The sequence below is a fragment of the Limnohabitans sp. genome, from assembly GCF_036804465.1.
In the GTDB taxonomy this organism is placed as follows: Bacteria; Pseudomonadota; Gammaproteobacteria; order Burkholderiales; family Burkholderiaceae_C; genus Limnohabitans.
This window is the reverse complement of record NZ_DAIRSK010000001.1, coordinates 161,854-175,425: the sequence shown is the minus strand read 5'-3', so window position 1 is coordinate 175,425 and position 13,572 is coordinate 161,854. Positions and strand designations below refer to the sequence as shown.

Below are 13,572 nucleotides of genomic sequence, written 5' to 3'. Positions count from 1 at the left end.
AAAACCCCGTGACTGTGGGGTGGTGCTCTTACAAGGGTCTGACTGATTCGAAGCTGACAAACCCTGGCTGTTGTCTGTCGACAATGTAGTGTTAATTAGCTCCTAAATCGCTGGGCATCAGCGCCTTGAGCTCTAGGTGAATACCCAGGTGCAGCGCGATGAAGTGCCGAGCCGCGTCCTGCCAGCCACCCAGTTCGGACTGGAGGTGCAGCAGACCCGGGTCGTCCAACAAACCATCGTTGAAATCCAGCGGTGTGGCAAAGCGCAGTTGGAAGAGTTCATATTCAGACTGGTACAGCTTGGGCGCTTGTTTGGCCGCGCTGGAGATGGCGCGCAAGCGGCCTTGGTGGCTCCAGTCACAAAACACGATGTGGCCCATGCGCAGCATCAGCACACACTGGTTGGGCGCGATTTTGCCCAAAATCTTGGCGTAGTTCAGCTCGCCCGTCGGGTCGATTTTTTGCAGTTGTTCAACCGCTTGCTCGCCCAAGGCAATCCAAGCTTCCAAAATATGGCCAGCATGGAAATAGGCTTCCCAAAAGCGGCGGCGGTAGGGGCCGATGTCGTCGTCGGTGTGGCGCAAGATTTCAAAAAACGCGTCCATGGTGCGGCTGGTCAACCAGCGGCTGGCGGTTTCGATGGCTTCGCGGCGCACACCCAGCCAGCCTGCGTGGTTGTGGCGCGGGTCGCCTAGGGTGCGCAGCAGCTCAGACAACAACGCGTTCTTCAGGGCTTGCGGCGGGTTGCGCTCAAACCAAGGCGAGAGCAGGCTGTAGGCAAACTCGTCGCGGCACAGCGGGTAGCGCAGACGTTGCGAGGGCAGGCCCTTGTCGTGTACTGCCCATTCACACATGCGCAACACGTAGCCAAGGGTGCTGCGCACCTCTTGAGGCGCTTGCAGGGCTTCTAAAAATGCTTGCTTGCAAAATTTGTTCAGCCAAAAACCTGGGGTCAGTGCATGGCGCTCTTGCCATTGCGTCAGGCTTTTATCGGCGGGCATACCCAGAATATCGTTGGCCACACGCACGGGGCCATTCAGTGGGTCCAGCACATCGAGGGTGCTGATCAGCCGCTCCAAGCCATTGGCTTCGGTCTGCGACAAAGAAGCCAGCACGCGCGGGTCTAAAAAGAAGGCACGGGCCGTGTGAGCCAGCTTCATGAACACGGGCTTGTCTGGGCTGAAGCTCTGTAAATACGTGTGCAGCAAACCGCGCCCCCACTTGAGGGGGCGCCTTGAATGGAGCGCCTCGGGCACAGCGACCTCAAAGTAGCGGTCGGTCAGCGTGGTGTGGGCGTGCAGGCCACGTTCGGCATTGAGCCACAGCGCGTAGGGAATGTGGCGCCAATCGCGTTGTCGTGGTGCCGTGCTGTTGGGCGCAAACTGCACGCGTTCAAACGCGCTGAAGGTGCGCTCACCCACGGTGCGCAAATCGGGGTCTTTGCCCAAGCCGCCGCCGCGTTTGGTTCGCGCGGCATGGGCCAGTTGGTCAAAGTCGGGTGGCAGGGGGGCGAAAAACATGTGCATTTTTTGAGCGCGGGCTTAGCGCACAGTCTCTTGCATCTTCTTCAAGGTGCTACTCGGGCCTTTGGTCGCGCCTGTTTCGGTGGGTTGAAACGCCAACACAAAGCGAAGCTCCACACGTCGGTTTTGGCTGTCGTTGTCCTTGCGGCTGGGGCGCTCATTGGCATAAGAGCTGATACCAAACACCGGCTGCTCACGCTCGTTGCGGTAGCTTTGCATGCCTTCTGAGCCCAGCACTTTGTAGACCGCACGTGCGCGGTCAAGGCCCAAGTGCCAGTTGTTGTAGTCGCCGCGGTTGAGCGGGACCGAGTCGGTGTGGCCCTCGATCAAAATGGTTTCAATCTCCACTTGCTGCGGGTTGGGCGGACAGTCTGGGGGCAACTGGCGGCGCTGTGAGTAGATGTAGCAAGGCAAAACTTGCTGCAGTTGCTCGGCCGATTGGCGCAGCGTGCGCACGCCCAAGCCTTCTAGCTCGGCGCTGCCGCGCGCAAACAGCGTGTCAGCAGGCAAGCTGATGACGCCTGAGACTTGGTTGATGGTCACGGGCACGCCTGCGTTTTGCAGCTTGGTGCCAATGGTGTGCACGACAGTGGCCAGTGGATCGGCGGGTGGCTCGGGCGGCTGCTCGGGTTTGCGTGAGAGCAGCACCATCACCATCACGATGAAGATGAACAGCAAGCCAATCATCAAGTCACTGGCCGAGGCCATGTAACCCGATTCCTCCACCTGCTCATGGGTGGCGGCGGTGTGGCGGCGTGATTTGATGAACATGGTGGATGCGCCCAGGGTTAAGCCTTGGGAGGCAATGCTTCGATGAACTCGTCCAACACCTCTTCGAGGTTGGTAATGCTGCCGCCAAGTTGGTTCACCGCGCTGGCCAAGTGTTGGTCCATCTTGGTGTGCAGGTTGGCAATTTGGGTGCTGTAGCCCGACACGCCTTGGGTGAGTGCGTCCACCGTGCCAGTGAGCGCTTTTTGTGCGTCTTGCAAATGCGTTCTCACATGGCCCAGGGCTTCTTCGGCAGACGCCGTGCTTTGTTTGAGCGTGTCCACGGTTTGGCCCAAGGCTTGGTTCATGGGCACCAAGGCCTCTTTGAAGTCATTTGCGGCGGAGCGTTGCAAGTGGACCGAGCTTTCAATCGCGCTGGCACTGTCTTTGAACTTGTCAGCCACTTGGTCAATTTGGTCAACCGTGCCTTGCAAACCCGACACAGCGCCTTGCACGCTGGCAAGGGTTTGGCCAAAGCTGGCGAGCAAGGTTTCTAGCTGTTGCGTGCCCTGGTTGCCCGCCGTGGCAGCACGGCCAATGGCCCCGTCGAGTTCGGTCACGGTGGCGCGCGTGGTCTGAATGGTTTGTGCCAAAGTGCTGACCGCGTTGTTAAATGAGGCCAAGCCGTTTTCAATGCCTTGCGACATGGCCGCGCCCGCTTTGCTCAGCTCGCCAGCCGCTTGGCTACCAGCATCGCCAAAACTTTGGCTTGAGGTTTGAATGCTGTCGGCCAGTTGGGCCAGCTTGTCAAACGCGGGCTGCATATTGCGCGCCAGCGCATCACCGATGGCGTTGGCAAAGTCCCCCTCGAAGCGGCGCAGCTGGCTCACCTGTGCGCGGTTCTCGTCCAAGATGTCTTGGAACAAAGCCAGCTGCATGCGCACACTGGCTTCGGCTGCGTTGTCTGGCACGCGTGCGCGCAGCGTGTGACACAGCGTGTCAATGCTGGATTGCAAGTTTTCCAGCGCCACTTTGGCGCGCCAGTTCCACACCAGCGAACACAACAAGCCTGCGATGGAAGTGATGAACTTACCGCCCGCCGTGGCGATGAGCGACTGCAAGGCTTGGTCTTGTTGGCGTGCCGACACATCCAGCGCATTGAGCGCCAAGCCCGCTTGCTGCAAAGCCACGGCCAAGAAGATAAAGGTGCACATCAAGCCAAAACCAATCAACAAGTTAGGCATGGTTTCGAACAAGGCCAAGTTCATGCGGCCACCGAGCACGCTGCGCACCGTCCAGGTGTCGGCATGGCTGCGAAAGCTGTAGCTGATGCGAGGCCCTGGGCTCATGCCGTGTTGCGTGGGCAGGTCAATCAAGCCCGCCTCGGTTTCCCGCAGCAAGAACTTCAACTCGATGTCGGTGGTTTGGGCCTCAGCCAAAGTCAGCGCGTCGCGGCTGCTGCCTTTGCTTGATTGCAGTCGGGCATCCAGCCCCACCACATCGGCACGCACTTGGCGTATGCGCCAAGCCCACACGCCAAAGCTGATGAGCGAGAACACAACAATCACGGCCGCAATGGCCAGGGGCACAGCCAACTGTTCGAGCTGAAGGAGGTATTGATTCATAGGCATGGCGCTATTGTGAACAAGTTAATCCCCCAAACCCCCACTGCGCAACACGCGTCTCGCACAGCCGTTCCACAACACGCCCAGCTGCGGGGCCCACAGCGTGAGGCGCTGTTTGGCGCGTGTGAGGCCGGTGTACACCAGCTCGCGGGTGAGCACGGGCGACTCTTGGGCGGGAATGATGAGCAACACATGCGCAAACTCTGAGCCCTGCGATTTGTGCACCGTCATGGCAAACACAGTCTCCACGCTGTCAAGGCGCGAGGGCATGACCCAACGCACGCCAGCGTCTGGCGCAGGGAAGGCCACGCGCATCACGCCATCTGGGCTGGGCAGGCACAGGCCAATGTCGCCATTCATCAGCTCTAGTGTGTAGTCGTTGCGCGTCACCATCACGGGGCGGCCTGCATACCAAGTGCTTTTGCCCAAGCCCAGCGCTTGCTCAACCTGTGTGTTGAGCTGCGTCACACCCAGCGGGCCTTCGCGCACGGCACACAACACGCAAAATTCGGTGAAGGCCTTGAGCAAGGCCAAGGCTTGTGCATCGTTGCAGGGCGCGGCTGGCGCAGTTTTGCTGGGGCGGTGCGCATCGAGCAAAGCCAACCAGTTGTGCCAACCGTAGCGCAGGCCCACGGCCAGCTTGGGGTCGCTGGCGCTGCTCAGTTGCAGGCGTGTGACGTCTGGCTCTGATGCGTCACCAACTGGGTCAAGGTGGATGCTTTGTTGCAGGGGCAGGGTGGCTAGCCAATCGGGTGCGTTGTTCCACAGTGCTTGGAGGGCGGGCGTGTTGTCGGTCGCGTCTGCATTCACGGCGCGTGCCCATTGGCCAATGCCGCTCTTGGCATCGAAGCGATGGCTGTGCGTGAGGGTGACGGTTTGGTGCTGCAGCAAGCTGCCTGTGCACAGTTGTGACATCACCGCACCCGCTTCGACAGAGGCCAGTTGGTCTTTGTCACCTAGCAAAATCAAGCGCGCTGTGGGCGGCACAGCCTGCAGCAAGCGGGCCATCATTTCTAGGTCAATCATGGACGCTTCGTCGACCACCACCACATCGGTGGCGAGCTGATGCACCTGCGATGTGGTGCGGTGGGTTTGTAGCAGTCGGTGCAGCGTTTGCGCTTGGGTGGGGATACGTGTTTGCACATCTGCTGGCATTTGGGTCAGCGCGTTGCTGATCGACTCGCTCAAGCGCGCCGCCGCTTTGCCTGTGGGCGCGGCGAGGTGAATTTGCAATTCGTTTGAAGACGTGCCTACCAAGAGCGACAGCAGCTTGACCACCGTGGTGGTCTTGCCCGTGCCGGGCCCGCCGGTGATGAGCGTGATGCGGTTTTGTGCAGCCACCTCGCAGGCCAAACGTTGCATGTCGGGCTCGCCATCGGTGGTGGGTGTGAACAACGCATCCAAGCGTTGCTGCAAATCAGCAGGCACATCGCAAGGCAGTGCCAAACGCTGCGCGATGTTGCGTCGAATGTGTTGCTCTGCCGTCCATGCGCGGCGTAAATACAAACGTGCGCCTTGTTTGTCTTCGGTCAGCACCAGCGGCGAAGCATCGCCTTGCGTCCACGGCAGGGTGGCGGCGGCCTCATGCAGTTTGCTGGGGAGTGTGGCGGTGTGTTCGTCGGTCCAGCCCAGCAGCTCAGCGGCTTGCGTTTGCAAAGCGGCAAGGTCTAGGCATGCATGGCCGCGCCCCCATTGGTGGCTGGTGAGGGCTGCTAGCCAAAGGTGGCGCGGGTCATCGCTGGGTTGTTTGCTTTGGAGCAAGTTGGCCAGTGATTTGTCCAAGCCCGTCAGGGGCGTGGATTGGGCCCATGACGCTTGCAACAGAGGCAGCATGGTGGCGGTGGCGGCTTGGGTCATGCAGCCACGCGTTGAACCAAAGCCTCTTGCGCCACAGTGTTGATGCTCTTGCCTTCTGCTTGTGCGACGATGGCCAGCTTTTCGTGCAGCTCGGTCGGAATGCGCAAATTGAACTTGCCCGAGAAATTGCGGCGCGGCTCAATGCCTTTTTCGCGGCACACCTCTAAAAACACTTCGAGCGATTTTTTAAATTCAGCGCGCAGCTCTTTGGGGTTCTTGCCGTAAAAATCTGCACCTCCTGTGAGGCCTAAGATTTCACCTCTGAACATGTCCAGCTCGGCGTCGTATTCAATCTTGGCGTTGTAGCCGTCGTAGGTCATCAAATTCATGGGGCGACTCCGTGTTGCTCAAACCACTTGCTGGCGTCTCAGGTTTTCTGGTGTTTTCGTTTCATTTGTATGGTACCAGTATTTAGTACTGGATGCATGGGATGGATGAAGCAAATGGTTTGACCAGTGCGTGCAGTTTAGTGCTGGTGCGGCTTAGGATTTTTACAAGCCGTTTGCAAACAAATCATCCAGCGCTTCAATCAGCGCCTGCGGTGGGCGCTGCAAATGCACACCCGCGCCTTCGGCGTGAATGCCACGCAAGAACATGTACACCGCACCACCCATGTGTTGGGCGTAGTCGTAGCCAGACAAGCGAACTTTGAGCAAGCGGTGCAGCGCCAAGGTGTAGAGCACGTATTGCACGTCGTAGCGTTTGTGCAGCACGGCGTCTTGCAAAGTCGCGCTGTCGTAGCTGGGTAGTTTGTTGGATTTGTAGTCCACCACCCAGTAGCGGCCATCGTGTTGCAGCACCAAATCCATCGACCCCGTGAGCATGCCTTGCATCACACGTGCTTGCAGCGCAGGGCGGGGCGAGCCCTCCAACACATGGGCTTGAATGAGTTGGTCCAGTGCGGCAGCGCTGACGTGGGCCACCTCGAGGTTGAACTCCATCTCGGGCCACATGTGCTCGGTGCTGAGTTGGCACAGCGTGAGTGGTGCAGCGTTGAGCGTGTGCAAGGGCAGCGGGGTTTGCACCACAGCTTTGAGCCAAGGCTCTAGTTGCGCACGTGGCGCGTCTTCGAGTTGCAGCCAGTGGGCCTTGTGCGCCAGCAAATCGCTCCACGCCGATTGAGACCAAGCAGGCGCGTTGTGATGGGCCAGGGGCCAATCGTTTTGTGACAGCCATTCCAGCAAGTCGTGCAGCAGTGTGCCGAAGCGCGCACCGGCCGGAAAGGTTTGCCACGCGCTGATGCTTTCGGGCTCTGGCGCAGGGGCGGCTACAGCTACGGCATAGGGCTGCGCTTCGGCTACCCCGTCACTGGCGTCTGTGATGGCGTCGGCCACCGACTCGTCGCGTTTCGATTCAGACACCAGCCCGCGCGTGATGGCACTAAAGCTCGCCGTCCACCACAGGCTGTGGTGGGTGCGTGTGGGTGTCAGGGCATCTTTGGGTGCGCTGATGGCAGCGGGTGCGTGGTAGTGAATGCCTTGCAGCTCTGGCAAGTCTGCGACTTGGATGTGATCACATGTGCCCCACAAGGCGTGCAACTGATTGCCTAGATCACCGCGTTCTTTGCGCATCAGCAATTGCGACAAGGCGCTCAGTTTCAAATCACTCTTGGAGCTGGCCTTGCTCAAATCATGTTTGGTTTCGGCCACGCCCATCCACAAACCACGTTGCGCACGGGTGAGGGCCACATACAACAAGCGCATGTCTTCTTCTACCGAAGTGGCGCTTGGGTCGCTGTCGTCGTCGCCTTCGTCGTCTTGTGCGAAGTTGGTCTTGGCTTTTTTCTCCACCGAAAATGCGCCTGCAAATGGCACAAACACCAGTGGATACTGCAAGCCCTTGCTCTTGTGATAGGTGATGACTTTCACGCACAGCGCATCGGTTTCTAGGCGGGCTTGTTGGGCTTCTGTGTCGTGGTGCTGGTTTTGAATTTGTTCGCCTAGGTAGCGCACCAGCGCATGTTCGCCTTGCAGGCTTTGCGCGGCATGTTGCAGCAGTTCGCCTAAGTGCAACAGGTTGCTCAACCGCCGTTCTCCATCGGGCTGGGCCAACATGCGCTGCGCCACCTGTTGGCTGTGCAGCCACTGGTGCAGCATGGGCAGCACGCCGTGTTGTTGCCACAGACCGTGCCATTGGTGGAACTGTTCTAGCAGTTGCTCCCACTGCGCTTCGTCTTGGGTGGTGGCCAGTACCTCGTGCAAGTCCAGCGCCCATAGTCGGCTGCCCACTGCGGCACGCACCCAGCCCGTTTGGCGGGGCGAAGCCACTGCGCGTAACAAACGCCACAAGTCGGCGGCCTCGGTCGCTTGGTACACGCTGGTGTGGTCCGATAAATACACGCTCGGTATGTGTCGCGCACGCAGGGCGTGACGCACGGCATCGGCTTGTTTTTGGTTGCGCACCAAGACGGCCATCTCGCCGGGGGTGGCTACTTTCTTGTTGAGCAAGTCAGCCATTTGGTCGGCAAACACTTGGGCGGTGTGGTGCAAGTAGCTGGTGCTGCTCACTACATCTGCTTCAGTTTGCGGGTGCATTTGCCACACGGTGAGAGGCGGGTATTCTTCGCCGTTCACCACCAAAGCAGGCTCTTTGCCTTGGGCGGATACCTCTACAAATTCAATCTCGCCTTGCGCCGATGCAAAAGGATGCGGGGTTTGCATGAACACATGGTTGACAGCTTGGACTAGGCCCACGCTTGAGCGGTGGTTGCCGGTGAGGGTGTGCAACGCATCATCATTTGTCGCTTGTGCATCGCTGCGCGCTTGCAAGTAGGTGCCCAAATCCGCACCACGGAAACTGTAGATGGCTTGCTTGGGGTCGCCAATCATCACCAACGCGTTGGCTTGGTTGCAGGCGTCTGGCGCATAAATGCGGTTGAGCGTGCCGTATTGCCAAGGGTCGGTGTCTTGAAACTCGTCCACCAAGGCCACAGGGTATTGCTGGCGAATGGCGGTGGCCAATCGGCCATCGTTGGCCATCACCGCGTGATGCAGGTTTTGCAACAGGTCTGAGAAGTCAAACGCGGCGCGTTGTGTTTTGGCGGCTTGATAGGCTTCGCCCACCGCGTGTGCGGCGTGCAGGGCAATGTGCTTCTCGGTGCTTGGCGTGGCGTCAAACAATTCAATATAGGTTTGCATCGCCGCAAAGAAAGCAAAGCCCTCCGCCTCGGCCCAGCCTTTGTCTTTGAGGGCTTGGGTGGTGAAGCGCTCTAGCACTTTGAATTCTTCTTTGCTGACTTGAGCCTTCGCACTTTGCGTGGCCCACGCTTGCAGCGCTTTGAGCCAGTTGGCAAAGTAGTCGGCGCGCAAGCCTTTGATTTTTTTCTGTGCTCCTGCTTCTTGCAGCGCTTGCAACACGGCGTCGCTCCAGGCCTCACGCGCAGCAAGTGCCACAGCTGTTACTTGTGCCTGCCACGCCATGTGTGTGTCAATGGCTTGCGTGGGCGTGATGTCGGGCGCAACCAATGCGCGTGGTTTGCGCTCTTGTTCCTTCCACATCTCGCTCAAGGTTTTCAGCAGCTTGTCAGGGTCTTGGCCCATCAGCGGTGTGATGTGTTGCAGCGTGTCGCCACTCAGTGGGTAAAACCATTCGCGCCAATAGTCTTGCACCAGGGTGAGCTTGAGTTGGTCAGCATTCTCAAGCCGGGTTTGCTCAAACAGGTTGTGGCTCTCTAGCGCGTGTTGTGTGAGCATGCGGCGCGACCAACCGTGAATGGTGTAGATGGCCGCATCGTCCATCCACTCGGCCGCACAGTTGAGCTGCAAGGCGCAGCGCGGCCAAAGCGTCTGATCAAAACTGTCACGCAGTGTGATTAAAAAAGCATCTACTTTCAAAGAGGCGGGACAGTCACGGCCTTGTGCGCTCAAGTCAAAGAAGGTGGCGGCTTGGCTGAGGCGGGTTCGAATACGGTCACGCAACTCGGCGGTGGCGGCGTCGGTAAACGTCATGACCAAAATTTGCGGCGGCAACAAAGTCTCGGTGCGTTCGTGACCTAACACGAGGCGCAAATACAGTGCAGCGAGTGTCCAAGTTTTGCCCGTGCCAGCGCTGGCCTCAATCACTTGTCGGCCTTGCAGCAGCAGGGTGTGTGCGTTGAGGGCTTTCATGCGTCCGGCTCCTGGGCACGCTCGTCACTGTCGTCTCTGTCGGTACGCAGGTGAATCACTTGAGCGGCTGTGAGCATGGGCGCGTAGAGGCGAACCGCCCAATCAGCCAATGTGGGTTCGATGTCTTCAAAGCGGGTGAACACGCGTTGCAGTGCGGGGGAGTCTTGGTACTCACCGCGTTTTTGGTGTGCACCATTGAATGCGGTTTGTGCTTTGACCATGGGGTCTTTGTGTTGTGCGGCCACACCCGACACATACGCGCACGCTGTTTTGGCAGCCACGGGCAAGGGCTGGGCCCAAGCTTGTAAATAAGCATCGCAGAGGTTTTGCAAATGGGATTGGGCCGTCTCGGCGGGGATGGGTGCAAGTTCAACAGCGGCATCCAAGCCAATTTGCACGCTGGTGGTGGGCACGCCACTGGCACATGCAGCCAAGTGGTGCAGCCACAGTTGGCTGAGTGTGTCGAGCCGCACATATTGGTTTTCTTTTTTGCCTTCTGTCACCGCGCCAGGGCGCAGGCTGACTTGCAGCCAAGTGCTGTGTTTGGCTGTGTCCGCGCTAGATGCTGCGGGGTTGCTGCGCCACAGGTGGTGGCCATTGGCCCACTCGGCGCTCAGGCGTGTGTGACCCATTTGCCAGTGTGCTGACTGCACGCTCAAGGTGTGCGGCCATTTGAGCAGCAGCGCATCGAGTTGTTTGCGCAAGGTGTCGCGGTCACGCAGCAGGGCGTTTTGTTGGGCTTGACCAAAACCTGCCAAAGCCAGTTGGCCGCTCAAGCGCAGTTGGGCCAAGGCGTGTGTCGCATCGTCGGCTTGTGCAAGGCTTTGGTTGAGTTTGTATTTCTCTAAACCGTCGAGCGCGAAGGGTTCTTCCTCCTGTGCGGCCTCTTGCGGCTGGTCTAAGCGCAGACGCAAACGCGCTGTCAAAAACACCTCGACGGGTTGACGCAGCAAGCGCTGCAAATCTTGCAGCGTCAGCTCGGTAGGGGCGATGGCAAAGGCCGGCACAGCGTTGCTGTGCGCTGACGCGGTGCGACTGTCCATGGTGGCTGCGCTGGACGACAGAGCGCTTTGCCAATCGTGTGCATAGGTTTGAAACGGGGAGGCTTGCGTGAAGTACTGGTGCGAAAACGCATGCAGCGGTTGCAGCGGTGCATCGCATGCGGGTATGGCGTCGCCCTTGTCATTGCGCTGTGTCCACACCGCATCAAGGTAGTCCATCAGCTGCGCCACCAGCACTGATGGGGGTTTGATTTCATGGTCGGTCGTGCGGCGACCTTGCCAGCTGATGTAGAGCTTGTGGCGGGCCGAGAGCAGTGCTTCTAAAAACAAATAGCGGTCGTCTTCGCGGCGCGAGCGGTCGCCAGCGCGCCAGTGTGACTGAGCGCTGCCTGCGTGTGCGGCCTCGCTCATCAAATCAAAGTCGCGTGGGGTTTGGCTGCGTGGGTAGTCGCCATCGTTCATGCCCAGCAAGCAAACGCACTTGAACGGTATCGAGCGCATGGGCATGAGTGTGGCGAACTGCACGCCACCGCCAAAAAAGCGGCGTTGCATGGCGGGCTGTTGCAGCTGCGCCATCCAGTGTTCGCGCACCACCACCAAGGGCAGCGGGGTATCGAGACGGGCCAGTTGGCATTCGGCCAACCAGGTTTCGAGTGGGGCCATCACGCGCTCTATCAATCGCTCGTCGGCTTCGTCGCTGGGCTTGAAGAATAAGGCCAGCAACTGCTGCAACACCGCCACCCATTCGGTGGGTGTGTGGTCTTGGCGCAGTTGCAGCAGCGCCATTTGTGTGTGGCGCAGCCATTGCAACAGGCCATCCATCACGCGGGCGTCGAGGCCGCCCACGCCGGCTTGCGGCAGTGTGTTGGCCCACGGCGTGGCCAGCTCGTCTGTTGAGCCCGTGGCGTAGCCCAACAGCAAACGCTCGATGCCAAACAGCCAACTGTTTTGGTTGGCGTCGGGCATGTCGGGCGCAATGCCCCAGGGCTTGCGTTGTGATGCGTCCAGGCCCCAACGCACGCCTGCGTCGGCCAACCAAGTGTCGAGCAGTGCCACGTCGTGTTCTTGTAGGCCAAAGCGTTTGCGCACGGCGGCCACTTCAAACAGGCTTTGCCACTCCACGCGCGTCACGCGCAGCTGGGGCAGTTGCAGCAGCGTGTCGAGCGCTTGCACCAAGGGCTCGGTGCGTGGTGTGGTGTCGGCCACGCTGTAGGGCAGATGGCGCGGATCATGGCTGGCAAAGCGGCTAAACACCGCATGGATGTGCGGCGCAAAGTTGGCCATGTCGGGCACCATCACCATGATGTCGGCGGGCGTCAAGGTGGGGTCGGCATCGAGCCACGCCAGCAGGCGGTCGTGCAGCACCTCGACCTCGCGCTGGGCCGAGTGCGTTTGCACAAAGCTCAGGCTGGTGTCGTGGGCGGGCACCTGTGTGGGTGTGTCTGGCAGAGGTTCTAGGTGGAGCAGGGCCGACTGCAAGTGCTCCAGCATGGTGGGCGCACGGCCTTGGCTGGCGGCTGCCTGGGCAGGATCGACAAACACATCCACGCGACTGAACTGGCCTTTGTATTGGTCTACATCGTCAAAGCCATCGAGCAAGTGCAAATAGTCGCGTCCATGTTTGCCCCATGCAGCCAGCAGCGGGTGCGTGTCGGTGTGCAGGGTGTATTGGTCGGCTTCGCTCAGCGAGCCATCGTCTTGCGGCACGGGCAAACCAGCTTTGTGTGCTTGGCGTTGCTTGGCGAGTTTGGCCAATGGCACACGGCTTTCCACCACATGGCCCCAGTAGTGCTGACAGGGGTTTTGCACCAGCATCAGCACTTGGCATACGCGGCCCAACGCAGCCAGCGCTTGCACGGTTTGCATGGGCAGCGAGGTCACGCCAAACACCATGATGCGATGCGGCACACCCGCAGGGCGATGGCCCTCTGGGATGGATGCCATCTTGACCATGAAGGCCTCGTGCACTTTGGCGCGCGAGCTGAAGCTGTGCGGCGCATGGGCACTGAGAGCGGCTTGCACCTGGGCATCAGCGGCGAGGTCAGCCAGCAATGCGCGCCACAGCAAGGGCTGCCAGCTTTGTGAGACGGGCAGCGGTGTGGTGAATGCGCCCGCGTTTGTGCCCGCTTGTGTGCGCAGTTGGTCTCGGGCATGGGCCCAGTCTTCTAGCCAATCGGCGCGGTAGTTTTGGTAGCCGTCCAGCACGTCGGCCAATTGCGCGGCCAGCTGATACGCGCGGCGGTTCATCGGGGAGGCATCGCCGTCGGCTTGGCCGAGGTAGTTGTTGAGCGGCGCAAAGCTGGGCTGTGCCAATAAATGGGGCAGCAAACGCATGATGCGCCACACCAGTGGCGACTTGTCGAGCGGCATGTGCGCGGGCACATGGCTGGGGCCCAGCACAGCACGGTAAATCTGCCAGAGCTTGGTCGACGGCAGCTCGAGTTGTGTGGCGGCGCAAACCCCTAAGTCTTTGGCCAAGGCCAGCTCGAGCCAATGCTTCATGCCGTTGCTTTGCACCAGCAGCACCTCGGGCGCGAGCACGGGCAGCGGGTGGTTGCGGATGAACTGCACCGCCAACTCGCGCAGGCCCTCTAGCTGGTTGCTATGAAGCACCATAAAACCGGTGGCGTGGGGGCTAGACATGGGGGGCAGAACGAGCGAAAAAGGGGGCTAAATATTTGGGGGTGTCAGTGAGCATACTGGGTGCCTTGGCCGTCCACGTTACCAAAAAGCGCTGACAATCATTTGATCGT

The 13,572-nt window shown here is 59.7% G+C and carries 7 protein-coding genes; all 7 read right to left on the bottom strand.

Going from position 1 to position 13,572, the window contains the following annotated elements:
• Positions 1–91 precede the first annotated feature (91 nt).
• The gene (locus V7Q41_RS00810) at positions 92–1,519 is read right to left on the bottom strand and encodes an EH signature domain-containing protein (protein ID WP_333841525.1); all 1,428 of its coding nucleotides are present in this window, start codon (positions 1,517–1,519) and stop codon (positions 92–94) included.
• A 21-nt stretch (positions 1,520–1,540) separates the two neighbouring features.
• Positions 1,541–2,293, bottom strand: a complete 753-nt coding sequence (locus V7Q41_RS00805; RefSeq protein WP_333841523.1) for an OmpA/MotB family protein — start codon at positions 2,291–2,293, stop codon at positions 1,541–1,543.
• A gap of 17 nt (positions 2,294–2,310) precedes the next feature.
• The gene (locus V7Q41_RS00800) at positions 2,311–3,855 is read right to left on the bottom strand and encodes a hypothetical protein (RefSeq protein WP_333841520.1); all 1,545 of its coding nucleotides are present in this window, start codon (positions 3,853–3,855) and stop codon (positions 2,311–2,313) included.
• Between the two features lie 24 nt (positions 3,856–3,879).
• A complete protein-coding gene (gene recD, locus V7Q41_RS00795) occupies positions 3,880–5,712 on the bottom strand; it encodes an exodeoxyribonuclease V subunit alpha (protein ID WP_333841518.1) in 1,833 nt (610 codons plus the stop codon).
• Positions 5,709–6,041, bottom strand: coding sequence for a type II toxin-antitoxin system HicB family antitoxin (locus V7Q41_RS00790; protein WP_333841515.1), 333 nt, complete (start codon positions 6,039–6,041; stop codon positions 5,709–5,711). The genes recD and V7Q41_RS00790 overlap by 4 nt, the downstream gene beginning before the upstream one ends.
• A 162-nt stretch (positions 6,042–6,203) precedes the next feature.
• The gene (gene recB / locus V7Q41_RS00785) at positions 6,204–9,818 is read right to left on the bottom strand and encodes an exodeoxyribonuclease V subunit beta (protein WP_333841513.1); all 3,615 of its coding nucleotides are present in this window, start codon (positions 9,816–9,818) and stop codon (positions 6,204–6,206) included.
• A complete protein-coding gene (gene recC, locus V7Q41_RS00780) occupies positions 9,815–13,462 on the bottom strand; it encodes an exodeoxyribonuclease V subunit gamma (RefSeq protein WP_333841511.1) in 3,648 nt (1,215 codons plus the stop codon). The genes recB and recC overlap by 4 nt, the downstream gene beginning before the upstream one ends.
• Positions 13,463–13,572 lie beyond the last annotated feature (110 nt).